Raw genomic sequence first — 26,553 nt, forward strand, 5'->3', positions numbered from 1 at the left:
GACCATTTCATGCTGCTCGCGATCGACGCCGGCAACACCAACATCGTTTTCGCGCTCGTACAGGGGCGTGAGATCAAGGCGCGCTGGCGCATCGCCACCGATCCGCGCCGCACCGCCGACGAATATGCCGTGTGGCTGAGCCAGCTGCTCGCGCTGGAGGGCTATGAGCGTGGCGTCGTCACTGGCGTCATCATCGGCACCGTCGTCCCGCGCGCGCTCCACAATCTTGAGGTGCTGTCGCAGAAATATTTCGGCTGCACCCCGCTCGTCGCCGGGCGCGACGGCTGGCCGATCGCGCTGGATGTCGAGGAGCCGCAGAGCGTCGGCGCCGACCGCGCGCTCAACATCATCGCCGCGCATGAAAACCACCCCGGCGACCTGATCGTCGTTGATTTCGGCACCGCCGCCACCTTCGACGTCGCCGATTACACCGGCGCGTACAAGGGCGGGATCATCGCGCCCGGCATCAACCTGTCGCTCGATGCGCTGGTCACCGCCGCCGCCAAGCTACCGCGCATCGCGATCGAGGCGCCCGCGAACACCAGCGTCATCGGCCGCAACACGGTCGATCAGATGCATATCGGCATCTACTGGGGCTATATTGCGATGATCGAGGGGCTGGTCGGACGGATGAAGGCGGAGATCGGCCGACCGGTGAAGGTGATCGCCACCGGCGGCCTGGCGGTGCTGTTCGAGAAACAGACCGATGTGTTCGATGTGATCGAACCCGACCTAACGATTCAAGGGCTGGCGATGCTGTGGGAGCGGTCGCGGGCATGATCGTTTGATCGTCGGCGCATATCCCACTAACGCCGTTTGGCCTGAGCCTGTCGAAGGCCTGTTCCCGCCATCACGTTCGCGGCACAGCCCTTCGACAGGCTCAGGGCAAATGGCCGTTTATCAGACTGGAAACATGTGACCCCCGGTAAAGAACTCCTCTTCCTTGCGCTCGGTGGCTCGGGCGAGATCGGCATGAACGTCAATCTCTATGGCTGTCAGGGCAAGTGGATCATGGTCGATTGCGGCGTGATCTTTGGTACGCCCGACTATCCCGGCATCGATTTGATCCTGCCCGATTTGCAGTTCATCGAGGAGCGGCTGGACGACCTGCTCGGCATCGTGCTGACCCATGGGCATGAGGATCATATCGGCGCGCTGCCCTATCTGGCGGGCGAGCTGGGCGTGCCGCTCTATGCGACGCCATTCACTGCGGGCCTGATCCACGGCAAGCTGGACGAAGAGGGCATCGCCGACCGCGTCGAGCTGAACGTGGTGCGCGAGGAAGAGCCGTTCCAGATCGGCCCGTTCGGTATCCGCTACCTCCCGCTCGCGCATTCGATCCCTGAGGGGAATGCGGTGCTGATCGATACGCCCTATGGTCGCGTGTTCCACACCGGCGACTGGAAGATCGACGACACGCCGGTGATGGGCGGCGCATCGACCGCCGCGGAACTGACCGCAGTGGGTGACGAGGGCGTGCTCGCGCTCGTCTGCGACTCCACCAACGTGTTCAACCCCGAAGCCTCGGGCTCCGAATCCGCGGTCCGTGAAGGGCTGGACGAGGTCGTCGCGGGCATCAAGGGTCGCGTGCTCGTCACCACCTTCGCCTCCAACGCCGCACGTCTGCAGACACTGGGCGAGGTTGCGAAGGACACCGGGCGCGCGATGTGCGTCGCGGGGCGCTCGCTCGACCGCATCCTGCGGGTCGCCAAGGCCACCGGCTATCTGCGCGATTTCCCCGAGACGGTCGATTTCGAGACCGCGATGAAGCTGCCGCGTGACAAGGTGATGATCATCGCCACCGGCGGACAGGGCGAACCGCGCGCCGCGCTCGCCCGCATCGCCGACGAGACGCATCAGCTGAAGCTGGAGTCGGGCGACACTGTCGTGTTCTCGTCCAAGCAGATCCCCGGCAACGAGATGGCGATCGGGCGGATCATGAACGTGCTGGCGGGGAAGGGGGTCGAGATGATCACTGACCGTCAGGCGTTCGTCCACGTCTCCGGCCATCCCGGCCGGCCTGAACTGGCCGCGATGTACGACTGGATCCGGCCCGACATCCTCGTCCCCGTCCATGGCGAGATGCGCCATATCGCGGAGCAGGCCCGCTTTGGTCGCGCGCATGGCATCCCCAATGCGGTGGTCCAGAATAATGGCGAGATCATCCGCCTGGCGCCGGGCAAGCCGAAAAAGGTCGGCAACGCGCCCGCCGGACGGCTGGTGCTCGACGGCGACGTGATCCTGCCCGCCGATGGCAGCACGATGAACGAACGGCGCAAGCTCGGTCTATACGGCCAGATGTCGGTCGCGGTGGCGATCAAGGCCAATGGCAAGCTCGCCGGCCAGCCCGAAGTGACCATTCAGGGCGTTCCGGCCGAAGAGGATCGCGACGCGCTGATCGCCGATGCCAGCGACGCCGCCGCAAAGGCGGTGAGCGAGGCACGGGGCGGCGACCGCGACAAGCTGCGCGAGCAGATCCGGCTGGCGGCCCGGCGCGTCGCGGTGCGCTATACCGGCAAGAAGCCGGTCATGGACGTGATGCTGATCGAGGTTTAAACCGTCGCCATGAACTGGTTCAGCGCGCTCGCAATCTACTTCCTGTTCTGGTTCCTCGCCCTGTTCCTGGTGCTGCCCTTCTTCGCGCGCACCGGGGTGGAGGCGGGCGACAGGCTGGTGCGGGGTCAGGCCGAAAGCGCGCCACAGCGCTTTCATGCCGGGCCGATCGCGAAGTGGACGACGATCGTCGGCACCACGCTGTTCGCCGCCTTCTACCTCAACTATGTCAACGGCTGGATTACCGCCGACATGCTCGATTACTGGAACTGAGGCGCGGGCAGGTCGAGCGCGTAGAAGCGGTTGAAGTCGGTTTCGACATAGCCGGCAAAGGGCGGGCAGGGGGCAAAGCCATAGCGGCGGTAGAGCGCATGCGCCGCGTCGAACAACGGGCCGGTGCCGGTTTCCAGCTTGAGCGCGGTATAGCCGCGCACCTGCGCGAGCGCGATAATGTGCCGCAGAATCGTGGCCCCGGTCCCGCGTCCGGTGGCGCCAGCGGCGGTACGCATCGACTTCACCTCACCCGTCCCGTCGCCCAGCGCCTTGACCGCGCCGACGCCGAGCAGCGTGTCGCCATCCCATGCGCTCAGAAAGGTGATTTCGGGAATTTTCAGCCCCGACAGGTCGAGGAAGTGGCACGTCCCCGGCGGCGAATGATCCGACATCTCACGCGCGTGCAGTTCGAGCAGCGCGATCACCTGCGGATCGTCGAGCATGCCGGTGCGGATGATCATCGCGGCCGGCTCATCCCAAACCTGTAGCGCGCGGCCACGGCGCGCCCGTCGGGTTCCCGCGCGGGTTCGAACTTCACCGCGCGCAGGCGCTCGCACATCTTTACGTCGAAGGCGTCGACCTGGGTCGGCGCGGCGAGCATACAGCCGCTGACGCTGCCATCCGCCTCGACCTTCAGCGACCCGCTGGTGCCGCCAACGCTTGGCGGCAGGCCATCGCCAGGTCCGAAGCCGACGGTCGCGGCGTTGATCGGCGTCAGCGGCTTAGGCGTCGGACGCGCGGCCACCGGGACGACGCCGCCCGCTGCGGTCTCCATGCGGACTCGCCCGGCGGTGTAACGCACGCGGATCGCCAGCGTCCCGCCAAGCCGTGCGCCCGACCGGTTCAACGCCGGGTAGAAGCGCAGATAGCGCATGAGGTGCGGACAGGCATGATCGTCGAACGCCGCCTTCCCGCTGGGCGTGGCGACGCGGCAGGACTGCGGCACGCCGGTCGCCGCGACGTCGAGCATGATGCCCACCGCGACATTGTGGTCGTCCGCGTCGGCAACCGCGACCGGGAACCGCCCCTTCTGATAGGGGAAGTCCTTCCAGTTGACCTCCAGCCCGCGCACCAGTTCGGGATCAGGCTCGGCACTACGGTCGATCTGCAAACCGATCGAGGCTTCGCGCTGGTTTCGGTCAGCGCCGACCCAGGGCTCGCCGAGCTTGGGGGGAAGCGCGGTCTGCGCCAACGCAGCTACGGTAAAGGCCAGTGCAATCATCATTCCCCCCACCATTGTCCTTAGAGTTCGTCAATCATCCCCGCCAGCGTGTCGAGGCACGCATGCGCCAGCGCTTTGCACCGTTCCGGCGACCAGCCATATTCCGCATCGGGGCTTGGGTCATGGTCCTTGAATGGCATTTCCAGCGTCATCGACACAGCGCCAAAACGTTCAGCGAGCTGGTTGGTCGACATCGACAGGTTCGCCCGGCCCGGCGCGGACTTGTCATAGCCCTTTTCGAGCTGGAACAGCGGGGTTGCGGCGGCGAGGCGGCGGCCGAACGCGTAATATTTCTCGCCCAGCGCGTCGGTCCAGCTGGGGATTCCCTCGAACCCCGCCAGGAAGTTCGCCGGGATCGCCTCGTCGCCATGGACATCCATCGCGAAATCGACCCCGGTTTCGTACATCGCCGCGCGAACAAGGAAGACTTCGGGGCTCTGCTCCAGCGTCGGGGCATGCCATTCGCGGTTGAGGTTCACGCCAGCGGCATTGGTGCGCAGATGGCCGCGAAAGCTGCCGTCCGGGTTCATGTTGGGGACGATATGGAACGTCGCCTTCGCCCGCAGCGCCTGCGCGGTCGCGTCGTCGGGATCGGTCAGCTTTTCCAGCGCGCCCTCAGCCCACCATTCCGCCATGGATTCGCCGGGATGCTGGCGGGCATAGAGCCACACCTGCTTCGGCCCGGTGCCGAGCGTCAGTAGGTCCATCGCGCGCCCATCGAGCGTCTGGCCCAGCTCGCGATGCGTCACGCCGGGCATGGCCGCCATGCGCGCGATCAGGTCGGCGTGGCGCTCCATGCTGTAGGGCGCGAAATAGGCGAACCACGCGACATCGCTGTCGAAGCTGTGGGTGAAGCTGAAGACGCCGTTGGCATAGCTGCCATCGGTCAGGCGCCAGGTGTCGCGATCGGTGCTGACGCGCGCGCGATAGCCCGGCCAGCCGAACGCATAGGCCGCCTTGCCCGCATTGACGATGCGAAAGGTCAGCGTCCGCCCCTTCGCCCCCGCGACGCGGAAGTGGAACCACTGGAAGAAATCGGACTGGTGGTCGGCAACGATCTCGACATCGACGGTGTCCCCGTCGATGTCGATCAGGCGAATATTGCCGCTGTCGAACGCAGCATTGAGATGAATGGTCATTTGACCGTGATAGTGATCCCCGACTGGCCGGGAAAGCCCTTGAACAGGGCATTTGACAGCTTGGTGGCCGTGTCCGCAGGTTGCGTGCCATCGCTAGCGCCCAGCGTCTCGGTCATCGCCTTGCCCTCCCAGATGACTGTATTGTCGCCACGACGGCGCAACTGGACGGCAAGCTCGGATGCGTAGATGGTCTTGGTCTTGCTCCCGATGCCGACGCTGCCGCCAGCGCCGACCCCGACACCGCCGCCATAGCTGCCGCCGCCGATGCCGATCGTTACCGGCGGACGGGTACGGACCTGGCCGCGATCGGTGCGCCGGAAATCGACCGTGGCGAGATAGTCGGCCTTCGCCGAATCAGTGGCGGCGGCGAAGCCCATCCCACCCATCGTCGCTGCGACCGCGTCGAGATAAAGCTGTGCCTCCGGCCCGGCGGTGCCACCGCTCACCGGCTGCACCGCGAGCGTGCCGGCGGGAATCGGCTGCGACAGATGGTATCGGGTCACATCGACCGGGGCGGATCCGCCACCCATGGTGGTCGAACAGCCGGCCAAAGCGGCGGCGGAGAAAGCGAGGGCAAGCATTGCACGGGTCTTCATCGGACACATCCTCCTGCCGTGCACACGCCACGGCTTAACGGTTCAACATCGTTACGGGGATGGTGGTTCCGTTGCCAAGCTTTCCTTGACTTGTCGGCCTGTCCCGACTAGGCGAGCGCCTCTTTTCCGGCACCCGCCATAATTCAAGATAGTAGAGAATCGGTCATGAAGATCGTGAACAGCCTGAAGTCGCTCAAGGGGCGTCACCGCGACAACCGCGTGATCCGTCGTCGCGGTCGCGTGTACGTCATCAACAAGACCCAGCGTCGCTTCAAGGCCCGCCAGGGCTGATCCCTGCGCAGGGCGAGAGGGCCGTGCGCGCCGTTATCTTCGATATCGGCAACGTCCTCTTCACCTGGCATCCGCGGTTCTTGTACGAGCGCCTGATCGGTGACGATCGGGCGCTCGACGCGTTTGTGCGCGATGTCGTCACGCTGGAGTGGCATTTCCAGCATGATGCCGGGCGCGACTTCGCCGATACCTCGGCCGAATTGATCGCGCGCTTCCCCGAACATGCAGAGCTAATCGCCGCCTGGGGCCCGCGCTTCAACGAAAGCGTCGGCGGGCCGGTGCCGGGCATGCACGAACTGGTCGCGCAGCTTGATGCGGCGGGCGTGCCGCTGTTCGCGATCACCAATTTCAGCCACGAATTCTGGCCACCTTTCCGCGCCGAATGGAGCGACCTGTTCGACCGCTTCCGCGATGTCGTCGTGTCGGGCGACGAAAAGCTGGTGAAGCCCGATCCCGCCATCTACCACCTCGCGCTCGCCCGCTTCGGACTGGAGCCGGAAGAGGCGGTGTTCATCGACGACAATGCTGCGAATGTCGCCGGGGCGCGGGCGCTGGGGATACGGTCGGTGCTATTCGCGCAGGAAGCGGACGCCCGGCGCGAACTGGTCGCAGCGGGCCTGTTGCCCGCTTAACTCCGCCCCTTCAGCTCATCGCCGACCAGCGTCACCACGTGCAGCACGTTGGTCGATCCCGGCGTGCCGAACGGGACGCCGGCGCACACGACCACCCGGTCGCCGCCCTTGGCGATCCCCTGGCGCAGCGCCATGCGCTTGGCCTTGGCGACCATGTCCTCGAACGAATCGACATCGCGGGTATGGACCGCATGCGTGCCCCACAGCAGGCCCATGCGCCGCGCTGTCTCCGCCTTGGGGGTCAGCACCAGGATCGGTACCGACGGGCGTTCGCGCGCGATGCGGCGGGCGGTCGAGCCCGACATGGTGAAGCAGATGATTGCGCTCGCCGACACATTCGCTGCAATCGTCTTGGCCGCCTCGGCCAGCGCGTCGGCGGTGGTGGGATCGGGCCGCATCACGGTGAAATGCACGCGGTCGCCATGCGCGGGATCGCGTTCCACGGAGTCGGCGATGGCGTCCATCATCGCCACCGATTCGATCGGCCACTGGCCCGCCGCGCTTTCCGCCGACAGCATGATCGCGTCGGCGCCGTCATAGACCGCCGTCGCCACGTCCGACACTTCGGCGCGGGTGGGGGAGGGCGAGGTGATCATCGATTCGAGCATCTGCGTCGCGACGATCACCGGGCGGCCCATGCGGCGCGAGGTTTCGACGATCCGCTTCTGCATCGGGGGCAAATTCTGCGGCGGCAGTTCAACGCCCAGATCGCCGCGCGCGACCATCACGCCGTCGCACGCCTCGACGATTTCATCGAGCCGCGCCACCGCGCTCGGCTTCTCGATCTTGGCGAGCAGCGCCGGGCCGCCAGGGCCGATCAGGCGGCGCGCCTCGGCCAGATCTTCGGGCCGCTGCACGAACGACAGCGCAATCCAGTCGACCTGCTGCGCGACGGCAAAGGCCAGGTCGCTGCGATCCTTTTCGGTCAGTGCGGCGAGCGGCAGGACCATGTCGGGGACGTTCAGCCCCTTGGAGTTCGACAGCACCCCGCCGACCTCGACACGCGTGTCGATCCAGCCATCGCCATAGCCGAACACGCGCAGCACCATCTTGCCATCGTCAAGCAGCAGGCGCGCGCCCTCGGTCACGGCCTCGAAAATCTCGCGGTGGGGCAGTTCGACGCGCGTCGCGTCGCCCGGCGTCTTGTCGCGGTCGAGGCGGAAGGTCGCGCCGGTCGCCAGCGTCACCTTGCCCTCGGCAAATTTGCCGACGCGCAGCTTCGGCCCCTGCAGATCGGCCAGGATCGTGGTCGGGCGGCCGGTGGTCTTTTCCAGCGCGCGGATCGCCGCGATCACCGGAACCTTCGACTCCTGGTCGCCATGGCTCATATTGATGCGAAAGGCATCGGCACCGGCGGCGTGGAGTGCCGCAATCATCTCGGGCGTGTTGCTGGCGGGGCCGAGCGTCGCCAGAACGCGCACCTTGCGCGACCGCGGTGCCATTGCCTTCGTCATCGCCGAACTCTCCATCTCTTGCCCGTGCCGGTCCCTAACGCCAAATGCACACTATTCAACCGTGGAGGCGCGAATATGACAACGTTGGACAGCATCGACGACCGGACTGCCGCGCAGGCGTTTCGCCGCCTCGTCCGCCATCTACGCCACCGCACCGATGCTGAAAATATCGAACTGATGGGTCTCGCCGGCTTTTGTCGCAACTGCCTGGCCGACTGGGTGAGCGAAGCGAGCGGCGGCGAACTCGACCGCGATGCCGCGCGTGAGGCGGTCTATGGCATGCCCTATGCGACCTGGAAGACGCAGCACCAAAGTGAGGCGACGCCCGAGCAGATTGCCCGGATGGAGGCGAGCATCGCGCGCAACAAGCAGGAGGCCGAGCTGGACGCCGAACTCGACGACAGCTTCCCCGCCAGCGACCCGCCGACGATCACCCAGCGCGGGGGCTAGCCAGTCTCCCCTGTTGCCGCCTAGGCTGCGGAAAACAGGGAGAGTTTCATGCGCCGAATCGCCGCAGTCGCCATCGCTCTGCTCGCTGGAGCCACGCCGCTGGCAGCGCAGACCAGCGCCCCGGCCAAGGTGAAGTTCATCCACGCCGGCACGCTGCTCGCCAATCCGGGCGACGCACCGCGCGGGCCGAGCACGGTCGTCGTGCGGGACGGGAAGGTGGTGGAAATCCGGGACGGCTTCGTCGCGCCCGAGGGCGGGGCCGAGCTGATCGATCTCAAGGACCGGTTCGTGATGCCCGGCCTGATCGACATGCACGTCCATTTATGGGGGATCGGCGGCGATCCGCTGCGCGACCGGCTGACCGCGCTCAATCGCGACGATGCCGATGACATGATGCACGCGGTCGCCAACGCGCGGGTGACGCTGGAGGCCGGCTTCACCACCGTACGCGATCTGGGCGGGAGCGCGCGCGGGATGCGGGCGCTGCGTGAAGGCGTCGAGCGCGGGGATATTGCCGGGCCGACCATCGTCAATGCGGGCAATTCGATCTCGGTCTCAGGCGGGCATGCCGACGGCACCAACGGCGTCGCGGAAGTGTTCGCCGACGCGATTCACAAGCACCAGATCAACACCTGTGACGGCCCAGAAGATTGCACCCGCGCGGTACGCCAGCAGATCGCATTGGGTGCGCAGGTCATCAAATATATGTCGACCGGTGGCGTGCTCTCGAATGTGTCAGGCGGGCTTGGTCGCGCGATGACCGATGCGGAGATGAAGGCGATCATCGACACCGCGCACGGCCTGGGCCGCAAGGTCGCGACGCACAGCCACGCTGCTGCGGGGACCAAGGCGGCGGTCGCGGCCGGGGTGGACACCGTCGATCACGGGTCGTTCCTCGATGACGAGGCGATCGCGCTGATGAAGAAGAACGGCAGCTGGCTGGTCCCGACGATGATGGCGCCTGCCGCCGCGCTGGAACAGGCGCGCAAGGGGCTGTTGCCGCCCGCCGTGATCCCCAAGGCTGAGGAAGCGGCCGCCGCCGCCTTTGCCAGCCACAGCAAGGCCTATGCGGCGGGGGTGAAGGTCGCATTCGGCACCGACAGCGGCGTGTCGCGCCACGGCGACAATGCGCAGGAATTTTCGATGATGGTGCGGGCTGGGATGACCCCGGCGATGGCGCTCAAGACGGCAACGCTCAATGCCGCCCAGGCGCTGGGCCGCGCGGACAGCATCGGATCGATCGCACCGGGCAAGCAGGCCGATATCATCGCGGTCGCTGGCAACCCGCTCGACGACATCAAGCGGATGGAGCAGGTCGAGTTCGTCATGCGCCAGGGCGTGGTGCACAAGGCTGGCGGCAAGCGCCAAGCGTTTCCGGCGGAATAGCAGCCATGATGATCCTCCCCCGCCAGGGGGAGGTGGCTCCGAAGGCGACGGAGGGGGAGGAAGCACCGAGGCAAGAGGCGTGAGGACACAGCCGTCCTCCCCCTCCGTCAGGCTGCGCCTGCCACCTCCCCCTGGCGGGGGAGGATCATCACCCCCCGCAGGCCGGGCAACCGGGGTCCTTAGGCAGGGTCAGCGTGCGGAAGCGCAGCGCCAGCGTGTCGGCAAGCAGCAGCTTGCCCGCGCTGTCCTCCCCAAATGGATGGATCGCGCGGATCACCTCGAGCGCGGCGAGGCTGCCCATGATCCCGGTCAGCGCGCCGAGCACGCCCTGTTCCGAACAGTTGATCCCGGCGGTTTCCGGGTCGTTACCGACGAAACAGCGATAACAGGGCTTGTCCGCCTCCCACCCGCGAAACACGCCAAGCTGCCCCTCGAACCGCCCGACCGCCGCGCTGACCAGCGGCACGCGATGACGCAGCGCAGCGTCGGCGACCAGCAGGCGCGTTTCGAAATTGTCGGTGCCGTCGAGGATGACGTCGTTGCCACGAACATTGTCATCCGCCGTGCTGCCATCGAGGCGTACCTGCCAAGCACGGATTTTGATATGGGGATTGAGCGCTTCGGCCCTCGCCAGGGCGGCCATTGCCTTGGACTTTCCGGCATCCTGCGTGCCGAAGATCGTCTGGCGCTGGAGATTTGAAAGATCGACCCGATCGTCATCCACGATCGTGATCTGCCCAACCCCCGCCGCCGCCAGATACTGGATCGCCGGCGACCCGATCCCGCCAGCGCCCACCACCAGCACCCGCGCGGCCTTCAGCGCCGCCTGACCCGCGCCGCCAATTTCGGGCAGCACGATGTGACGGGCATAGCGTTCGAGTTCGGGGTCGGAAAAGCTCATGGCCGCCAGGCGAAGGTCACCGTGGCGCGGTACCAGACATTGCCCGCCGCACCGGTGCGCTGGGTCAGGTTGTTGCGCGAAAAGCCCGCCACCAGACCTGCGGCATATTGCTCGATCGTCGGACAGCCGATCGCGCGCGGGATGGTCGTGCGCACGCCAAATTCATCGACCAGCACCGCGACTTCCACCCGCACCGCCGGGCGTCCGTCGACCAGCCGTCGCGCGCGGCATTTGCGCGCGCTCACCTGCCGACGGGCCCATTCGTGCATTGCCGGGGTCATGCTCGGCGCCTCGCGATAGGGCAAAGTCGGCAGGCTCTCCCAGTGGATCGCCGCCGGCTCGGGCGCGTCCTGTGCCCGCACGGGATCGCCCTGCACGCCGGCGAGCGCGAGGAGTGCGGCGATGATCACCGCCCGGTCGACCCAAAGCCACCGCTGCCACGGTCGGTCTCATCCAGCACCGCGACCTCCTCGAACAGCGCGCGCTGCACCGGTGCCGGCACAAGCTGCGCGATCCGTTCTCCGCGCACGATGGTGAAGGGCTGGTCGCCAAGATTGGCGAGGATCACCTTAACCTCGCCGCGATAATCCTCGTCGATCGTCCCGGGGGTATTGAGGCAGGTAATGCCATGCTTGAGCGCAAGGCCTGAGCGCGGGCGCACCTGCACCTCGTATCCCGGCGGAATCGCAATGGCAAAGCCGGTGGCGACCGCATGGCGCGCGCCCGGGTCAAGCACCAGATCCTCCGCCGCGACGACATCCATCCCCGCCGCCCCGGCCGTAGCATAAACGGGCAGCGGCAGCCCGTCGCCATGCGGCAGGCGCATCAGGCGGATGGTGATCGGCGCGGCCATTATTTGCGCCTCGGCAATGCGGCGGCAAGGCGACGGGCCGCCTCGATCACCTGGGGATCGTCCAGCACCGGGTCGCTGCGCCCGGGAATGATGCGGAAGTCGGTGGCAATGCCGCGCAGGCTCAACGCCTCGGCATAGGCGCGGGAAAAGCGCGCGGGGACATCGGCGTCGGTACCGCCCACCAGGATCGCCGCGCGCAGTCCCGGCTGGATGCCGCCAGCGGTCTGCAACGGATCGAGGCTGACCAGCTTGTCCCGCCAGTGCGGGATATTCGGCTCGCGCTTGGCACGATAGGCGCGCCATTCGGGCAAGGCGCAGGGACAGGATACCAGCACCACGCCGTCGATCAGGTCGGGACGCAGCCCGGCCAGGTTGGCGGCTACCACCGCACCACCGGCTTCGCCGATCACGACCACGCGGGCACGGCGATAGCGCTGACGCAGCGCGGCGATGGCGTCGCCGACCGCAGTGATCCGCTCCGCGCTGAAATCATCGGTCGGACTTGCCCCGCGCACGCCCGGCGACTGGCCCCCGACCCCATCGGCATAGCCGGGGCGCAGCAGGCGCACGACGCCGCTATCCGGCTCGACTGCCGCCAGCGCCTTCGCAAAGGCGCTCGTGTCGATCTTGGAACGGCGCCCATTGCCGTGAAGAACGACATACAGCGTCGGCGCAGCGCGCGGCGAGGCGCCATAGCCTTGCGTGAACAGCTTCGGCGTGGCGGGAGTCTGCGCGCGATCGGTCGCGCACCCGGCGATCAGCAGCGGGAGCAGGAACAGCGGAAGCTTAGAGCGCATCGGCAATCCGTTCGGCCAGGCGGCGCGCGACATCGGCCTTGTCCAGTCGCTCCCAGCTTTCGACGCCCGATTCCGTAACCAGATGAACAAGATTGGATTCGCCCCCCATCACATCGCCCGACACATCATTGGCGACGATCCAGTCTGCACCCTTGCGCGTGCGTTTTGCGACCGCATGTTCGATCACCCGTTCGGTTTCGGCGGCGAAACCGATCACCAGGCGCGGACGCTGCCCGCTTTGGGCGAGACCAGCCAGAATATCGGGGTTCTCGACCAGCGTCAGCGCGGGTGCTGCCGCGTCGCCCTTCTTGATCTTCTGCCCCGCCGCATTGCCCGTGCGCCAGTCGGCAACGGCGGCGACCATCACGGCGGCATCGGCGGGCAGGGCGGCATCGACCGCCGCCGCCATCTCCCGCGCGGTCTCGACATCGACCCGGTCCACGCCCGCAGGCGTCGGCAGCGCAACCGGCCCGGCGACCAGCGTCACCCGCGCGCCCAGCGCGGCGAGCGCGCCGGCAATCGCAAAGCCCTGTTTCCCCGAAGAGCGGTTGGCGATGTAGCGCACCGGATCGATCGGCTCATGCGTCGGTCCGGCGGTAACGAGGATATGCTTGCCCGCGAGCCGCCCCGATGACGGTGCCAGCGCAGCCTCGATCGCGCGTAGGATGGCCTCCGGCTCGGGCAGGCGCCCGGGGCCGAACTCGCCGCACGCCATCGGTCCTTCATCGGGCTCCAGCACCGTCACGCCATCGCTGCGCAGCGTCGCGACATTGCGCCGGGTCGCGGCGTGCTGCCACATCCGCACATTCATCGCGGGCGCGGCGAGCACCGGCTTGTCGGTGGCGAGGAGCAGGGTGGTGGCCAGATCATCGGCAATGCCCGCCGCCATCTTCGCCATCAGATCGGCGGTGGCGGGCGCGACGACCACCAGATCGGCGGCGCGGCTGAGCTGGATATGCCCCATCTCTGCCTCGTCCTTCAGATCCCACAGCGTCGTATAGACCTGGTTCTCCGACAGTGCCGCCAGCGTCATCGGCGTCACGAAATGCTGTCCGCCCGCCGTCAGCACACAGGTAACTTGATGCCCCGCCTTGCGCAGCAGGCGGATCAGTTCGCACGCCTTGTACGCGGCGATACCGCCGCCAACGATCAACAAGATGCGTTTCATCACCCGACTCTAGCGATCCATTCGCGTCACGACCACCCGCCGCGTGCCCCGCGCCGCCCGCGCCAGATCGCGCAGGGCATCGGGGGCAAAGGCTAGCCCCACCAGCGACAGCGGCGCGATCAGCAACACCCAGTAAAAGGTATCGGGCCGCGCAAACAGCATAAGCACTGCGCCATAGCCCGCCATCACCGCCAGCACGCGATGGGCCAGCGGATCGCGCCACCCGCTCCACCCGAACAGCGCCAGCACCACCAGCAGCGCGGCCAGCCAGCCGGGGGCGAGCACCAGCGCGGTGGCCGCGCGCACCGAATGCAGCGCAAATCCCGGTCCCAGCATCCCGCTCCAGCCGGGCGATTGCGGATCGAGCGGGCCCACCAGCTGCGCCACGCCCCAGGCATGGGCTGTCAGCGCCAGCGCCAGGATGCCGAGCGCGGCGGCCCAGCCCATCGCTTCGCGCCGTTCCCCCTCGATCCACGCCATCGCCGCCATCACCACGAGCATCAGCGCGGCGGTCTCCCGGATCAGCGCCGCGAGCAGGGCAATCGCCACTGCCTCGATCCAGCGCCCCGGCCGCCGGATCGCCAGCGCCAGCGCGATCAGCAGCCCGGCCCAGATCTCGTGAAATGCCCATAGATCGGCCTGCACGAACGCCATGAGCCCGCCGGCCAGCAATGTCATCGCCACTGCCCGCCCCGGCCAGCGGGCAAAGTCAGTGCGAAATCGCATCGCCCATGCGGCAAGCACCGCGACGACCAGCGCATAGAGCAGGGCGATTACGAGCGGCTGGGGCAGTGCCGCCTGAACGCGCGCCAGCCCGGGCAGGCGCACGGTGAAGAACGGGCGCAGCGGATAATGGCCCGCGCGCAGTTCGGTCACCGCGACCTCATAATAGCTGCCGCCATGGCGCATCGCATCGACGATCTCTTCATAGAGCAGCACGTCGCGCTGGTCCTCGGCGCTATTGCCGGTGCCGCTTGCGGCCGGCGGCGCGGGAGCGGCCAGGCTGGCCAGCGCGCCGAGCAACAGCACCGCCAGCACCGCCGCCACGATCCGCGCCGACCGCTGCGACAGCCGTGCGAACCGGGTCGGTTCGGCCATCCAGATCGGGGGTGGGGACGCCATGCTGTGCCTCTGATCCAGCCGCGCCGGTCAGGTGAGCAGCAAGGTCGCCGCCACGCCCGCTCCACCAGCGAGCAGCGCGACCAGGACGTAGCGCCAGCCACCGCCGACCCGCACCACTTCGATCTCGCGCAGCGGCGGGGCGGGGGGCGCGCCGCCGGGATCGGGGAAGTGGCGTTCGATGTTGCGGATCAATTTGGGGAGGCGGGCGAGCGTCTTCAGATCTTCCGAAATTCGATCGGCCAGAAACGCCTCCGGCCCCAATTCGGTGCGGATCCATTCGCGCACGAACGGCGCGGCGCTGTCCCACAGATTGATATCGGGGTGCAGCCGCGTCGCCACGCCCTCGACCATCACCATCGTCTTTTGCAGCAGCAACAGATGCGGCTGGGTCTGCATGTCGAAATCGCGGGTGATGTTGAACAGGCTGTCGAGCATCATGCCGACGCTCATGTCCTTGACCGCCAGGCCGCGCATCGGCTCACCCACCGCGCGCAATGCGGTCGCGAACTCGGCGACATTATGGTGCGCGGGAACATAGCCCGCCTCGAAGTGAATCTCGGCGACGCGGCGGTAATTGCCGGTGATCAGGCCATAGAGGATCTCCGCCAGCCATACCCGCGCGCGCCGGTCGATCCGCCCCATGATGCCGAAATCGATCGCCGCGATCCGGTCACCGGGCAGAGCGAACAAATTGCCCTGATGCATGTCGGCGTGGAAGAACCCCTCCGAAATCGCCTGACGCAGGAAGGCGCGGACCAGCGTATGCGCTAGCCTTTCGGTATCATGCCCTGCGGCGATCAGCGCGTCGCGGTCCGATAGCTTGATGCCGTTGATCCACTCCAGCGTCATGACCTTGCCGGTGCTGCGCTGCCAGTCGATCGCCGGGACCGTGAAGTCCGGCTCCGCCTCCATCGATTCGGCCAGCTCCGACGCCGACGCCGCCTCTCGCCGCAGGTCCAGCTCGCGCGCGGTCCAGCGCTTGAAGGTTTCGATCACCAGGCGCGGGCGCAGGCGCGATGCTTCGCCGCCCATCCCCTCGACCTGTGCCGCCGCCCATTCATAGGTATCGATGGCGCGGGCGAATTCTGCTTCGATCCCGGGGCGCAGCACCTTGACCGCTACCTGGCGGCCATCGGTGGTGATCGCGCGATGCACCTGCGCGATCGACGCGGCGCCGATCGGCTTCTCCTCGACCGACTGGAACAGGTCTTCGATCGGCCGCCCGAAGCTGTTCTCCATCGCCGCGCGGATCACCGCAAAGGGGACCGGGGGCAGCGCATCCTGCAGGCGCAACAGGTCGTGCGCCGCCGCTTCGCCGATCAGGTCGGGGCGGGTGGCGAGCGTCTGGCCAAGCTTGATTGCGGCCGGGCCGATTGCCTGCAGCGCATCGGCATAGCCCGGAACCTCGGGAACGCGCGCGCCGAACCGCGCGATGCGGGCCAGGCGGCGGACCGGGGCGGGCGTGTTGCGGTCACGCTCGATCCCGCGCAGCGCGCCGTGGCGCGCCAGCGTGCGGCCCCATTTCAGGAGGCGCCACAGATGGACGACGGGAGCGGTCAAATCTTCCAGCCGCTATGAATGGCGACCAGCCCGCCCAGCATCGGTTCGACCCGCGTCTGCACGAAACCCGCGTCTTTAATCATCGCCTCGAACGTCGGCATGTCGGGAAAGCGCCGGATCGATTCGACCAGATAGCGATAGCTGTCGGCATCGCCCGCCAGCAGCTCGCCGAGCTTTGGCACCAGCCGGTGCGAATAGGCGTCGTACATGTCCGCGAATCCGGGCCACAACGTCGTCGAAAACTCCAGCACGAAGAACCGCCCGCCCCGGCGCAGCACGCGATGCGCTTCCCGCAGCGCGGCCGGGATGTCGGTGACGTTCCGAATGCCAAAGGCAATCGTATAGGCGTCGAAGAACCGGTCGGGCCATTGCAACGTCTCAGCGTTCGCCTCGCTCCACACCAGACCGTCGATGCCGCGCTTGGCCGCGCGCTCGATCCCGACGGCCAGCATGTCCGGGTTGATGTCGGCGACCGTCACCGCCGCGCCATGCTCGGCCATGCGGAATGCGATGTCGCCGGTGCCGCCGGCCATGTCGAGAATCGCCTCGCCCTCGCGCGGCTTCACGCGGCGGACGAAGACGTCCTTCCACACACGGTGCAAACCGCCCGACATCGCGTCGTTCATGAGATCATAGCGCGAGGCCACGCTGGAAAAGACGCCGCCGACGCGACGGGTCTTTTCGTCGCGGGCAACCTCTTCATAGCCAAAGGAGACGGTGTCGGTCATGGCCAAGCCCTTAGCCGCCCTTGTGGGCGCGGCAAAGCCCGCTTAGCTGGACAAAATGCCCGAGCTTCCCGAAGTCGAAACCACGGTCCGCGGACTGACCCCCGCCCTGCACGGCCAGCGGATCGCGCGCGTCCAGCTGCGCCGCCCCGATCTGCGTCGGGCGATGCCGGTCGATCTGGGGCAGCGTCTGACCGGCGCGAGCGTCACCGCGCTGGGGCGTCGCGCCAAATATGGGCTGATCGACACCGATCGCGGCGACACGATGATCTTCCACCTTGGCATGTCGGGGCGCTGGCGAATCGATCCGGGCGAGTTGCTGACGCACGATCATCTGGTGATCGAGACCGAGGCGGGGCGGCGGCTGGCGCTCAACGATGCGCGGCGATTCGGTTCGGTCGATCTTGTCCCGACGGCCGACGTCGGCGCATGGCCGCCCTTCGCCGCGCTGGGGCCGGAGCCGCTCGGGCCGCACTTCACCGTCGATCATCTGCGACAGGTGCTGGCCGGGCGCATCGCCTCGATCAAGCTGCTGCTGCTCGACCAGCGCATCGTCGCGGGCCTGGGCAACATCTATGTGTGCGAGGCGCTCCACGAATCGCGCATCTCGCCCAGGCGCAGCGGCGGGTCGCTGACCCGGCCACAGCTTCAACGGTTGGTTCCCGCTGTCCGGGGCGTGCTCGAATCGGCGATCGAAGCGGGCGGATCGACCCTGCGCGACTATGCCCAGCCCGATGGCGAGCTCGGCTATTTCTCGAAGCAGTTCAAAGTCTATGACCGTGAGGGCGAACCGTGCGATTGCGGCGGCACCGTCGCGCGTTATGCCGAGGGCGGGCGCTCGACCTTCTGGTGCCCGAAATGCCAGAAGTAAGAAGGCCCGGGCGGGCGTTACCGGTTGACCGAATCGCCCGCCCTCGCTAAGGGGCGCGCTTTCCCGAGGCGTGGGACGGAAATCCGCGCCTCTTTTCGCATTGAAAACAGGAACGAAGATTCATGGCGAACACGCCGCAAGCCAAGAAGCGCATCCGCCGCAACGAACGCCGCGCCGAAGTCAACGGTGCCCGCGTCGGCCGCATCCGCACCTTCGTCAAGAAGGTCGAAAGCGCGCTGACCAGCGGTGACAAGGCAGCTGCGGAAACCGCGCTCAAGGCGATGCAGCCGGAGCTGGCACGCGGCGTCGCCAAGGGCGTGGTTCACAAGAACACCGCCTCGCGCAAGTTCTCGCGTCTGACCAAGCGTCTCGCCGCGCTCGGCTGATCCGCGCTTCAGCGACAAGAACATGGCCCTGCCGGCTTGACGCCGGCGGGGTTTTTCTTTTGCCGACGCGCGGCACTCAAAGCATCCTGGCGACGAATCGCGGAATCCCAATGAGTCGCGTCGTAACGCGAATGTAATGATGTGATTAAAGTCATCTAAATCAGTGACTTGTCTTAGGAATAACGGTTTTCCGCCGCTCTGAGTGAGTCAACCCTACTTATTTCAGATTCTTTACATGCATCCCTCTTGATCGACTCAGAAATGCGTCCCTAAAACGGACTTCCGCCACGGCGTTCTCGTCGGCGGGATCAGCGAGGGTTCCGGTCAGCAGCGGATGCGATTCCGCCTGCGGCATCCTTTTGCCTGAACGAAAATTCGGACGCGAAGGCTGTGCTTTCGCGATGGGGTGGTGCGTGCGCACGGTTTGCGCGCGCGATGGTGTAGTCGGGGGCAACGATAAGATGGATCAAGCCAAGGCCTGGACACGCGTGCGAGGCAATCTGCGACTTTCCGCAGGCCAGCGGCTGTTCGACCAGTGGCTGAAGCCGATCGTGCTGATCCCGGGCGAGGACGCCGAAACCGTCCGCCTCGGCCTGCCGTCCGCCTTCATGACCAACTGGGTCAAGAATCATTACGCTGACCGGCTGGTGATGGAATTCCGTGCGCAGCTTCCGGGCGTGCGCACGGTTTCGATCGAGACGGTCGATGCACGTGCGAATCGTGAGCTTGCCGCTGCGGCCCCTGTGGTCGACGCGGCGACGCCCGCCGCGCCCTCGGCCCTGGCCGGAGCGGGCGAGCGTCCCAACCTCGATTCGCGCTTCACGTTCGACCGGTTCGTGGTCGACACCTCCAACCGGCTGGCGTTCAATGCCGCCAAGGCGCTGGCGGAGCCGGGTACGCCGCGCTTCAGCCCGCTCTACCTTCACAGCAATACCGGTCAGGGCAAGACGCACCTGATGCACGCGATCGGCCATGCGTTCATGAACGCCTGCCCCGACGCAACCGCCATCTACATGCCGGCCGAGCGCTTCATGTTCGAGTTCGTCCGTGCGGTGCGCGAGCGCGATACCTACAGCTTCAAGGCACGGCTGCGCGGCGTCGATCTGCTGATGATCGACGACCTGCAGTTCATCGCCGGCAAGGAATCGACTCAGGAAGAGTTCTTCCACACGGTCGACGAGTTCATGCGTGAGGGCAAAAGGCTGGTGATCGCCGCCGATCGCAGCCCGCTGGCGCTGGAGGGGATCGAAACCCGGCTTGCCTCGCGCCTCGGCTCCGGCCTTGCCGCCGATATCAAGCCCGCCGAGCTTGGCCTGCGCCGCACGATTCTCGACCGCAAGCTTGAGGATATGCCGGGTGCCACGGTGCCGTCCGAGGTGCTCGACCTGCTCGCCATGCGGATCAGCTCGTCGGTGCGCGAGCTGGAGGGCGCGCTCAATCGCCTCGTCGCCTATTCGCAGCTCAACAATGAGGTCGTGACGATCGCATTTGCAGAAAGCGTGCTCGGCGAAGCGCTGCGCGGCAGCCAGCGCCGCGTGACGATCGACGAGATCCAGAAGGCGGTGTCGTCGCATTTCGACGTCAAGCAGCTCGACCTGGTGTCGCAGCGCCGCGCCGTGGCGATCGCCCGCCCGCGCCAGATCGCGATGTATCTCGCCAAGCGCCTGACCACGCGCTCGCTGCCCGAAATCGGCCGCAAGTTCGGCAATCGCGACCATTCGACGGTGATCCACGCCGTGCGCCGGATCGAGGAACTGCGCGGCACCGACAGCGAGATTGACGGCGCCGTGCGCAGCCTGTTGCGGCAGTTAGAGGCCTGAAGCTTGCGTCTCCCTGCGGGGGGACGCCGGGGTGGGGGGTATATCCCCCCCGGAAATAAGATACCCTCCACCCCAAGCTTTGTGGCCCGGTGCGGGGTGGGCGCTGCTAGCGCGGCAATTCATCCAGAAACGCGGCCACGTCCGCCAGATCGACCTGCTTGTCGAGATAGGTCTGCCCGATCCCGCGTGCGAGCAGGAAGGGAAGAGTGCCCGCGTCCATCTTCTTGTCGTGCAGCATATGGCCGACCAATGTCGCGCCCGATGCGGTGATCCCCGCGCTGGCCAGGTCGTGCGGCATGTCCATCGCCTTCAGATGCGCCGCCACCCGCTCGGCATCCTGCGCGGGGCACAGGCCGCGCCGCGCCGAATAGGCAAAGGCCAGCGCCATGCCCGCCGCAACACCCTCGCCATGCAGCAGCGCGTCGGAAAAGCCAGTTTCGGCCTCCAGCGCATGGCCAAAGGTGTGGCCAAGGTTGAGCAGCGCGCGCACGCCGGTCGTCTCGCGCTCGTCCGCCGCGACGATCCGCGCCTTGGCCGCAACCGAGTGCGCGATGGCAGTTTCCCGCGCCGCCGCGTCACCCGCGAGCAGCGCCGCGCCATTCGCCTCGCACCATTCGAAAAAGCCCAGATCGTCGATCAGCCCGTATTTCACCACTTCGGCATAGCCCGCGCGCAGGTCGCGCAGCGGCAACGTGTCGAGCAAATCGGGGTCGATCAGCACCAGCGACGGCTGGTGGAACGCGCCGACCAAATTCTTGCCCGCGCGGCTGTTGATCGCGGTCTTGCCGCCGACCGAGCTGTCGACCTGCGCCAGCAGCGTGGTCGGAATCTGCACGAAGTTGCAGCCGCGCTTGAGGATCGACGTGGCAAAGCCGACCAGATCGCCGATCACCCCACCGCCAAGCGCGATGACATGGTCGCCGCGCTCGATGCCCCGCTCGAGCAATGCGTCGGTCAGCGATTCGAGCTGCCCCCAGCTCTTGGTCGCCTCGCCGGCGGGAAGGGTGATGATATCGCTCGCCAGACCACCATGATGCAGCAGCGCCGCCAGCCGTGCTGCATGGGGCGCGACATTGGCGTCGGTGACGATGACGAACGGCCGCCCGCGCGACAGCGGGACGAGCTGCTCGGCGGCCTGCGTCAGCAAGCCGCTCGCGATCCGCACCTCATAGCTGCGCGCGCCCAGCGCGACCGGAACGACCTTCATCGGCCGAGCGCCGTCAGGATCGCGCTCACCGTCGCTTCGTGCGGCGCGACCTTGCTCACCACATGGATCGGCGCGAGCGCGTAGACGGGGTTGCGGATTTCGGCGAGTTCGGTGAGCACTTTCAACGGATCCTTTCCGCGCAGCAGCGGGCGATGGTCGCGCTTGGCAACGCGTTCGGCCAAGACCTTGGGGGCGGCGTCCAGCCAGATCGCGGTCGCTTGGTCAAGAATCAGCGCGCGGGTCTCGTCATTCAGAAACGCGCCGCCGCCGGTCGCGATCACCTTGGGTTCGCCGTCGATCAGCCGTGCGATGACGCGCCGCTCGCCATCGCGGAAATGCGGTTCGCCGAATCGCTCGAAGATTTCCGCGACGGTCATGCCCGCTGCCGCCTCGATCTCCGCGTCCGCGTCGACGAAGGGCAGTTTGAGCCGCTGGGCCAGGCGACGGCCCACCGTCGTCTTGCCCACGCCCATCAGGCCGATCAGCACGATCGGGCGGGTAATCGGTTCAGGATTGGCCGGGTGGGTTTGCAGCATGGTCGCGGGGGCTATACAGCGAGCATCGCGCTCGGGCAAAAGGCCCGTCGCCTGTAATCAGAATCGGTTTGAGGGGGTCGATGTCCCGTTCGCTCATCATCATCGTCATTGTCGCTATCCTGTTGATCGGCGGACTGTTTTTCCTCGCCGGGCGCGATACGGAAAAACAGCCTGTGCGTGTCGAGAAGGGCGTACCGCTTGACAATCTCGCGAACTAAGACCGCGCTGGCCGCCGTTCTGGTGGTCGCCGCGGGCGTCGGGATTCCCGCGCTGGGGCAGGATCGTCCCGAATCGCTGCTTCCGCCCGGGTTCGACGATCCGGTCCCGGCACCCGCGCCAGCCCCGGCACCCGCTCCCGCGCCTGCTGCGGGGCCGACCGCTGCGCCGCGCGCCGATGCATCCCCGACTGCGTCGGGCGACGTCGGCAATACGACCGCTCCGTCCAGCGGCGTCGCTCCCGAAGCGACGGGCGAGACCGATTACGCGACGATCGCCCGCTACGAACTGCCCGATTTCGCCAAGCGCTCACTGGCGCAGGTCGGCCCGTCCTCGCCCGCCAGCGACGGGCTCCCCGTCACTGCATTCGGCAATGCGGATGGCGGCTTTCTTCAGACGCTGATGCGCCGCACCGATGCGCCGGTCGCGTCGCGCTGGCTCTCGATCGCGTTGCGGCGTGCGCTGCTCTCGCGCGTGAACACGCCGGGCGGCCTCAACGGTGCCGATTTTGCGGCCGAGCGCGCCTGGCTGCTGATCCGCATGGGAGAGGCCGATGCCGCCCGCGCGCTCGTCCAGTCGGTCGATATCGCCAACTACACGCCCAAGATGTTTCAGGTCGCGATGCAGGCGATGCTCGCCACCGCCGATCCGGCCGGCATGTGCCCGATGGTTCAGCCCGCACTCGACACTGCGCCGGACCGCAACTGGCGGTTGGCCGAGGCGATCTGCGCCGGGCTCGACGGCGACCCCAGCAAAGCCGGGCCGCTGATCGATGCCAGCCGCCGCCGCATGGGTAATGCGGTGGACGTGCTGCTCGCGGAGAAGCTGGTCGGCATGGGCGTATCCGGCCGCCGTGCGGTGACGGTCGAATGGGATGCCGTCGATCGCATCAGCGCCTGGCGCTGGGGCCTCGCCGTCGCATCCGACACCGATGTTCCCGAACGGCTCTATGGCACCGCCGGGCCGCAACTGCGCTATTGGCGCGCGACCGCACCAATGCTCGGCCTGCGCGACCGCGCTGCTGCGGCGGAAGCTGCGGCGAGCCAGGGCGTGTTCTCCAGCCAGGCGCTGACTGACCTCTATGGGGAGATCGAAGCGCAAGAGGATCCGTCAATCGCCGAAGTCGCGGTCGCCCGCGATCTGCGCGCCGCTTTCACTGCCGCGACCGCCGCCGAGCGGGTCGAGCGGATGCGGCAGCTGTGGGACGAGGCACAGGGGCCGCGCGCCACCTATAGCCGCCTGATCCTCACCGCCCGCGCCGCCGCGCGCCTGACGCCATCGGCCGAGCATAGCGCTGACGCCGATCGCCTGATCGCATCGATGCTCAGCGCTGGGCTCGACCGCGCCGCACTGCGCTGGAAGCAGATTGCCCCGCGCGGCAGCGACGGCTGGGGCATGTTGCTGCTCGCCGAACCTGGCCGCGCGGTCGCCGTCGGCGATGTCGAGGCGTATCGTAACAGCGCCGACGCGACCAATGGCGCGATGCTCATTGCCGCGATGGCCGGGATGGGCCGCATCCCGACCGGCGATGGCGAGCGGCTGATGCGCGCATCGGGCGTGGAGTTCGCTGCCGCCAATGCCTGGACCCGCGCCATCGCGCGCGCGGCGGACGCAAACCAGCCGGGGACGGTGGTGCTGCTCGCGGCGGTCGGCATGCAGAGCCGGGTGTGGGAAGGCGTCTCGCCCGAGGCGCTGTACCACATCACCCGCGCGCTCACCCAGGTCGGGCTCGATGGCTATGCGCGGATGATCGCCGTCGAGGCGATCACGCGGCTTTGACCACGATCCGCCCGGGCGACGACCCGGCGCTGATCGAGCGCTTCCTCGAGATGCTGGCCGCTGAAGCGGGTGCGTCGCCAAACACGCTCGCGGCCTATGGCACCGATTTGCGGCTGGCGTCGCAGGCGCTCGAAGGTGGCCTCGCGCTCGCCGACCGCGCGGCGATCGAGCGGCTGGCAGAGGACTGGCGCGACCTCGCCCGCGCCACCGTCGCGCGCAAATCGGCGGCGCTGCGCCGCTTCTACGGCTTCCTCGTCGATGAGAAATTGCGCGCCGGCGATCCCGGCAGCGCGCTGCCCCGGCCCGGCAACGGGCGGGGACTGCCCAGGACGCTGTCGAATGCCGATGTCGAGGCGATCTTTGCCGCGATTCAGGCGCGGATCGACCGCGTGCCCCCCGATCCCCGCGACCTGCGCCTGCTCGCGCTGATCGAACTCCTCTACGGCTCCGGCCTGCGCGCGAGCGAACTGGTGTCGCTCCCGCGCGGCGCGATCCAGCCCGACAAGCCCTATCTGATCCTGCGCGGCAAGGGCGGGAAGGAGCGGCTGGTCCCGTTGTCCGATCGCGCGCGCGCGGCTGTCGCGGCGTGGCGCGACCATGTCGATCCGGCGCGGCCGTGGCTGTTTCCGTCCGGCAAGGGGCATTTGAGCCGCATCCGCCTGTACCAGCTGGTCCGCGACATTGCGGGGCTGGCGGGCATCCCGCCCGACCGCATCAGCCCGCACGTCCTTCGCCACGCGTTCGCCACGCATCTGCTGGAGGGCGGGGCCGATCTGCGCGCGCTTCAGGCGATGCTTGGCCATGCCGATATCGCGACCACCGAAATCTACACCCATGTCGACAGCGGCCGGCTGGTCAGCCTTGTCAATGAACGCCATCCGCTCGCCGACACGCCCCGAATTGACGCGAAGCGCGACGGGGCATAGGTGCGCGCGATGGCCAGTTTTCTTGAATTCGAAAAGCCGATCGCCGAGCTTCAGGCCCGGATCGACGAATTGCGCGACACCGCTGCGGGCGGCGAGGTGGATATCGAGTCCGAGGTCGCCAAGCTTCAGGCCAAGTCCGACCGCTTCCTCAAGGACGCCTATGCCAGGCTGACCCCGTGGCAGAAGACGCTGGTCGCGCGCCATCCGGAGCGGCCGCACTTCAAACATTATGTGGCGCGGCTGATCACCGATTTCATGCCGCTCGGCGGCGACCGCGCGTTCGCCGACGATCAGGCGATCCTTGGCGGGCTTGGCCGCTTCCGTGGCCAGCGCGTGATGGTCATCGGCCACGAAAAGGGCGACGACACCACCAGCCGCCTCCGCCACAATTTCGGCATGGGCAAGCCTGAGGGCTATCGCAAGGCGATCCGCCTGGTCGAGCTGGCCGACAAGTTCGGCATTCCCGTGGTCACGCTGGTCGACACCTCCGGCGCCTTCCCCGGCATGGAGGCCGAAGAGCGCGGGCAGGCCGAAGCCATCGCGCGCTCGACCGAAGCGTGCCTCAACCTCGGCGTGCCGATGGTCGCATCGATCTTGGGTGAGGGCGGTTCGGGCGGCGCCGTCGCGCTCGCCGCAGGCAACCGCGTGCTGATGATGGAACACGCCGTCTATTCGGTGATCTCGCCCGAGGGCTGCGCCTCGATCCTGTGGCGCACCGCCGACAAGGCCGCCGACGCCGCCGAGGCGATGAAGGTCACCGCACAGCATCTCAAGGAACTCGGCGTCATCGACACGATCGTTCCCGAACCGCTCGGCGGCGCACATCGCGACCATGCCAAGGCGATCGATTCGCTCGGCGACGCGATCGAAGCTGCGCTCAAGGACCTGTCCGGCCAGAGTGCGACCGCGCTTCGCCAGGCGCGCCGCGCCAAGTTCCTGGCGATGGGCCGGGCCTGACCCATTCCTCCCCTGCGCAGCAGGGGAGGGGGACCGCTCGCGAAGCGAGTGGTGGAGGGGCCGCCCCGAAGAGGGCGGAATTTTGCCGAGCTGTTGTCGGCTGTCTGCGCAGCCGCCCCTCCACCACCGCTTCGCGGCGGTCCTCCTCCTCTGAGACAAGCTCAGGGGAGGAATTGCCCTAACCGCACGAAAAAGGGCGGCGGACCATCGGTCCGCCGCCCCCTGTTCAGTCGTTTCGAAACGAAAGGGTCTTACGACGCCTTCATGTTCGACGAAACGTTGGTGAAGGTCGTCTTGAGCTGGTTGCCCAGGCCCTGCATCGCGGCAATCGCGGCGACGGCGATCAGAGCGGCGATCAGGCCGTACTCGATTGCGGTGGCGCCCTTCTTGTTGCCAAAAATCTTGCGGATCGTGTTCATACCGGTCTCCATCCTGTTCGAAGCTTCAGTTTTCCCGGCTGCGCCCGGCGAAAACCGGTCTCAGCGATTCCGAAACTAAGTGACGGAGGTTAACAAACGCCTTAGGCCGCGCGGCGTGGACGCTGAAAATTCAGCCCGGGTTCTGGACCTTGTTGCTGACATTGTTCCACATGTCCGTCGTGCCGCCAGCCATTTCGGTCAGCGCGCCGATCAGGACCAGGACGATGAGCGCGAGGATAAAGCCATATTCGACCGCCGTCGCGCCGCGATTGCAGCGTGACAGCCGGGTCAGCAATGGCTTGCGTGCACGCATC

31 protein-coding genes are annotated in these 26,553 nt (G+C 67.2%); 14 read left to right on the forward strand and 17 right to left on the reverse strand.

Going from position 1 to position 26,553, the window contains the following annotated elements; genetic code table 11:
- Window positions 1-9: 9 nt before the first annotated feature.
- The 3 genes from ACRYLO_RS03600 (at window position 10) to ACRYLO_RS03610 (ending at window position 2,826) form a co-directional block, all read left to right on the forward strand.
- The gene (locus ACRYLO_RS03600) at window positions 10-780 is read left to right on the forward strand and encodes a type III pantothenate kinase (RefSeq protein WP_482658909.1); all 771 of its coding nucleotides are present in this window, start codon (window positions 10-12) and stop codon (window positions 778-780) included.
- A 135-nt stretch (window positions 781-915) separates the two neighbouring features.
- Entirely contained in the window at window positions 916-2,556 is a 1,641-nt protein-coding gene (locus ACRYLO_RS03605) for a ribonuclease J (protein ID WP_482658910.1), read from the forward strand.
- A gap of 9 nt (window positions 2,557-2,565) precedes the next feature.
- A complete protein-coding gene (locus tag ACRYLO_RS03610) occupies window positions 2,566-2,826 on the forward strand; it encodes a DUF1467 family protein (protein WP_482658911.1) in 261 nt (86 codons plus the stop codon).
- Here the strand turns inward: ACRYLO_RS03610 and ACRYLO_RS03615 are convergent.
- Genes ACRYLO_RS03615 through ACRYLO_RS03630 form a run of 4 tightly spaced genes read right to left on the reverse strand, consistent with a single transcriptional unit; the run spans window position 2,814 to window position 5,783 of the window.
- Window positions 2,814-3,287, reverse strand: a complete 474-nt coding sequence (locus ACRYLO_RS03615; RefSeq protein WP_482658912.1) for a GNAT family N-acetyltransferase — start codon at window positions 3,285-3,287, stop codon at window positions 2,814-2,816. The two genes, ACRYLO_RS03610 and ACRYLO_RS03615, sit on opposite strands and share 13 nt — an antisense overlap.
- Window positions 3,284-4,048 carry a hypothetical protein gene (locus ACRYLO_RS03620; protein ID WP_482658913.1) on the reverse strand — a complete coding sequence of 255 codons (765 nt, stop codon included), beginning with the start codon at window positions 4,046-4,048 and terminating at the stop codon, window positions 3,284-3,286. The genes ACRYLO_RS03615 and ACRYLO_RS03620 overlap by 4 nt, the downstream gene beginning before the upstream one ends.
- Before the next feature lie 20 nt (window positions 4,049-4,068).
- Complete coding sequence (locus ACRYLO_RS03625; RefSeq protein ID WP_482658914.1) at window positions 4,069-5,187, reverse strand: M14 family metallopeptidase; 1,119 nt, start codon at window positions 5,185-5,187, stop codon at window positions 4,069-4,071.
- The gene (locus tag ACRYLO_RS03630; RefSeq protein WP_482658915.1) at window positions 5,184-5,783 is read right to left on the reverse strand and encodes a DUF4136 domain-containing protein; all 600 of its coding nucleotides are present in this window, start codon (window positions 5,781-5,783) and stop codon (window positions 5,184-5,186) included. Before ACRYLO_RS03630 ends, ACRYLO_RS03625 begins: the two co-directional genes overlap by 4 nt.
- A gap of 165 nt (window positions 5,784-5,948) precedes the next feature.
- On the opposite strand from ACRYLO_RS03630, the gene ykgO reads away from it, so the two are divergent.
- Entirely contained in the window at window positions 5,949-6,074 is a 126-nt protein-coding gene (ykgO, locus tag ACRYLO_RS03635) for a type B 50S ribosomal protein L36 (protein ID WP_066575973.1), read from the forward strand.
- 23 nt (window positions 6,075-6,097) lie between these two features.
- Entirely contained in the window at window positions 6,098-6,706 is a 609-nt protein-coding gene (locus ACRYLO_RS03640) for an HAD family hydrolase (protein WP_482658916.1), read from the forward strand.
- Here ACRYLO_RS03640 and pyk read toward each other — a convergent pair.
- A complete protein-coding gene (gene pyk, locus ACRYLO_RS03645) occupies window positions 6,703-8,160 on the reverse strand; it encodes a pyruvate kinase (RefSeq protein WP_482658917.1) in 1,458 nt (485 codons plus the stop codon). The genes ACRYLO_RS03640 and pyk overlap by 4 nt on opposite strands.
- 75 nt (window positions 8,161-8,235) lie before the next feature.
- Here pyk and ACRYLO_RS03650 point away from each other — a divergent pair, with 75 nt between their 5' ends.
- Window positions 8,236-8,610, forward strand: coding sequence for a DUF1244 domain-containing protein (locus tag ACRYLO_RS03650; RefSeq protein ID WP_482658918.1), 375 nt, complete (start codon window positions 8,236-8,238; stop codon window positions 8,608-8,610).
- Window positions 8,611-8,658: 48 nt separating this feature from the next.
- Window positions 8,659-9,996 (forward strand): amidohydrolase family protein, encoded by a 1,338-nt coding sequence (locus tag ACRYLO_RS03655; protein WP_482658919.1) that lies wholly within the window; start codon window positions 8,659-8,661, stop codon window positions 9,994-9,996.
- 148 nt (window positions 9,997-10,144) lie between these two features.
- Here the strand turns inward: ACRYLO_RS03655 and ACRYLO_RS03660 are convergent, their stop codons facing one another.
- From ACRYLO_RS03660 to ACRYLO_RS03695, 8 genes are read right to left on the reverse strand one after another with little or no spacing between them, the layout of a single operon-like run.
- The gene (locus ACRYLO_RS03660; RefSeq protein ID WP_482658920.1) at window positions 10,145-10,897 is read right to left on the reverse strand and encodes a HesA/MoeB/ThiF family protein; all 753 of its coding nucleotides are present in this window, start codon (window positions 10,895-10,897) and stop codon (window positions 10,145-10,147) included.
- Window positions 10,894-11,307, reverse strand: coding sequence for a hypothetical protein (locus ACRYLO_RS03665; RefSeq protein WP_482658921.1), 414 nt, complete (start codon window positions 11,305-11,307; stop codon window positions 10,894-10,896). The genes ACRYLO_RS03660 and ACRYLO_RS03665 overlap by 4 nt, the downstream gene beginning before the upstream one ends.
- Window positions 11,304-11,750 (reverse strand): dUTP diphosphatase, encoded by a 447-nt coding sequence (dut, locus tag ACRYLO_RS03670; protein WP_482658922.1) that lies wholly within the window; start codon window positions 11,748-11,750, stop codon window positions 11,304-11,306. The genes ACRYLO_RS03665 and dut overlap by 4 nt, the downstream gene beginning before the upstream one ends.
- On the reverse strand, window positions 11,750-12,547 hold the full coding sequence (locus ACRYLO_RS03675) for an alpha/beta hydrolase family protein (protein ID WP_482658923.1): 798 nt from the start codon (window positions 12,545-12,547) through the stop codon (window positions 11,750-11,752). The genes dut and ACRYLO_RS03675 overlap by 1 nt, the downstream gene beginning before the upstream one ends.
- Window positions 12,537-13,715, reverse strand: a complete 1,179-nt coding sequence (gene coaBC / locus ACRYLO_RS03680) for a bifunctional phosphopantothenoylcysteine decarboxylase/phosphopantothenate--cysteine ligase CoaBC (protein ID WP_482658924.1) — start codon at window positions 13,713-13,715, stop codon at window positions 12,537-12,539. Before coaBC ends, ACRYLO_RS03675 begins: the two co-directional genes overlap by 11 nt.
- Window positions 13,716-13,724: 9 nt before the next feature.
- Window positions 13,725-14,837, reverse strand: a complete 1,113-nt coding sequence (locus ACRYLO_RS03685; RefSeq protein ID WP_482658925.1) for a hypothetical protein — start codon at window positions 14,835-14,837, stop codon at window positions 13,725-13,727.
- Between the two features lie 27 nt (window positions 14,838-14,864).
- On the reverse strand, window positions 14,865-16,397 hold the full coding sequence (gene ubiB, locus ACRYLO_RS03690) for a 2-polyprenylphenol 6-hydroxylase (protein WP_482658926.1): 1,533 nt from the start codon (window positions 16,395-16,397) through the stop codon (window positions 14,865-14,867).
- Entirely contained in the window at window positions 16,394-17,125 is a 732-nt protein-coding gene (locus ACRYLO_RS03695; protein WP_482658927.1) for a class I SAM-dependent methyltransferase, read from the reverse strand. Before ACRYLO_RS03695 ends, ubiB begins: the two co-directional genes overlap by 4 nt.
- Before the next feature lie 55 nt (window positions 17,126-17,180).
- Here ACRYLO_RS03695 and mutM point away from each other — a divergent pair, with 55 nt between their 5' ends.
- The 3 genes from mutM to dnaA all read left to right on the forward strand — a co-directional run bounded on the left by mutM (window position 17,181) and on the right by dnaA (window position 20,199).
- The gene (mutM, locus tag ACRYLO_RS03700; protein WP_482658928.1) at window positions 17,181-17,993 is read left to right on the forward strand and encodes a bifunctional DNA-formamidopyrimidine glycosylase/DNA-(apurinic or apyrimidinic site) lyase; all 813 of its coding nucleotides are present in this window, start codon (window positions 17,181-17,183) and stop codon (window positions 17,991-17,993) included.
- Between the two features lie 122 nt (window positions 17,994-18,115).
- Window positions 18,116-18,379 carry a 30S ribosomal protein S20 gene (gene rpsT, locus ACRYLO_RS03705; RefSeq protein ID WP_294018878.1) on the forward strand — a complete coding sequence of 88 codons (264 nt, stop codon included), beginning with the start codon at window positions 18,116-18,118 and terminating at the stop codon, window positions 18,377-18,379.
- A gap of 461 nt (window positions 18,380-18,840) precedes the next feature.
- Entirely contained in the window at window positions 18,841-20,199 is a 1,359-nt protein-coding gene (dnaA, locus tag ACRYLO_RS03710) for a chromosomal replication initiator protein DnaA (RefSeq protein ID WP_482658929.1), read from the forward strand.
- Between the two features lie 106 nt (window positions 20,200-20,305).
- On the opposite strand, the gene aroB is transcribed toward dnaA, so the two are convergent.
- Both aroB and ACRYLO_RS03720 read right to left on the reverse strand, forming a co-directional pair.
- Window positions 20,306-21,406 carry a 3-dehydroquinate synthase gene (gene aroB, locus ACRYLO_RS03715; RefSeq protein WP_482658930.1) on the reverse strand — a complete coding sequence of 367 codons (1,101 nt, stop codon included), beginning with the start codon at window positions 21,404-21,406 and terminating at the stop codon, window positions 20,306-20,308.
- Complete coding sequence (locus ACRYLO_RS03720; RefSeq protein WP_294018883.1) at window positions 21,403-21,942, reverse strand: shikimate kinase; 540 nt, start codon at window positions 21,940-21,942, stop codon at window positions 21,403-21,405. The genes aroB and ACRYLO_RS03720 overlap by 4 nt, the downstream gene beginning before the upstream one ends.
- 80 nt (window positions 21,943-22,022) lie before the next feature.
- Here ACRYLO_RS03720 and ACRYLO_RS03725 point away from each other — a divergent pair, with 80 nt between their 5' ends.
- From ACRYLO_RS03725 to ACRYLO_RS03740, 4 genes are read left to right on the forward strand one after another with little or no spacing between them, the layout of a single operon-like run.
- On the forward strand, window positions 22,023-22,160 hold the full coding sequence (locus ACRYLO_RS03725; RefSeq protein WP_482658931.1) for a hypothetical protein: 138 nt from the start codon (window positions 22,023-22,025) through the stop codon (window positions 22,158-22,160).
- Window positions 22,141-23,937, forward strand: coding sequence for a hypothetical protein (locus tag ACRYLO_RS03730; RefSeq protein ID WP_482658932.1), 1,797 nt, complete (start codon window positions 22,141-22,143; stop codon window positions 23,935-23,937). The genes ACRYLO_RS03725 and ACRYLO_RS03730 overlap by 20 nt, the downstream gene beginning before the upstream one ends.
- Window positions 23,934-24,863 (forward strand): tyrosine-type recombinase/integrase, encoded by a 930-nt coding sequence (locus tag ACRYLO_RS03735; RefSeq protein ID WP_482658933.1) that lies wholly within the window; start codon window positions 23,934-23,936, stop codon window positions 24,861-24,863. Before ACRYLO_RS03730 ends, ACRYLO_RS03735 begins: the two co-directional genes overlap by 4 nt.
- Before the next feature lie 9 nt (window positions 24,864-24,872).
- Window positions 24,873-25,820 carry an acetyl-CoA carboxylase carboxyltransferase subunit alpha gene (locus ACRYLO_RS03740; protein ID WP_482658934.1) on the forward strand — a complete coding sequence of 316 codons (948 nt, stop codon included), beginning with the start codon at window positions 24,873-24,875 and terminating at the stop codon, window positions 25,818-25,820.
- Between the two features lie 251 nt (window positions 25,821-26,071).
- Here ACRYLO_RS03740 and ACRYLO_RS03745 read toward each other — a convergent pair whose 3' ends face one another.
- Both ACRYLO_RS03745 and ACRYLO_RS03750 read right to left on the reverse strand, forming a co-directional pair.
- A complete protein-coding gene (locus ACRYLO_RS03745; RefSeq protein ID WP_066665303.1) occupies window positions 26,072-26,239 on the reverse strand; it encodes a Flp family type IVb pilin in 168 nt (55 codons plus the stop codon).
- 130 nt (window positions 26,240-26,369) lie between these two features.
- A complete protein-coding gene (locus tag ACRYLO_RS03750; protein WP_482658935.1) occupies window positions 26,370-26,552 on the reverse strand; it encodes a Flp family type IVb pilin in 183 nt (60 codons plus the stop codon).
- Window position 26,553: the final 1 nt, after the last annotated feature.

Source organism: Sphingomonas sp. SDUR79, assembly GCF_056821745.1.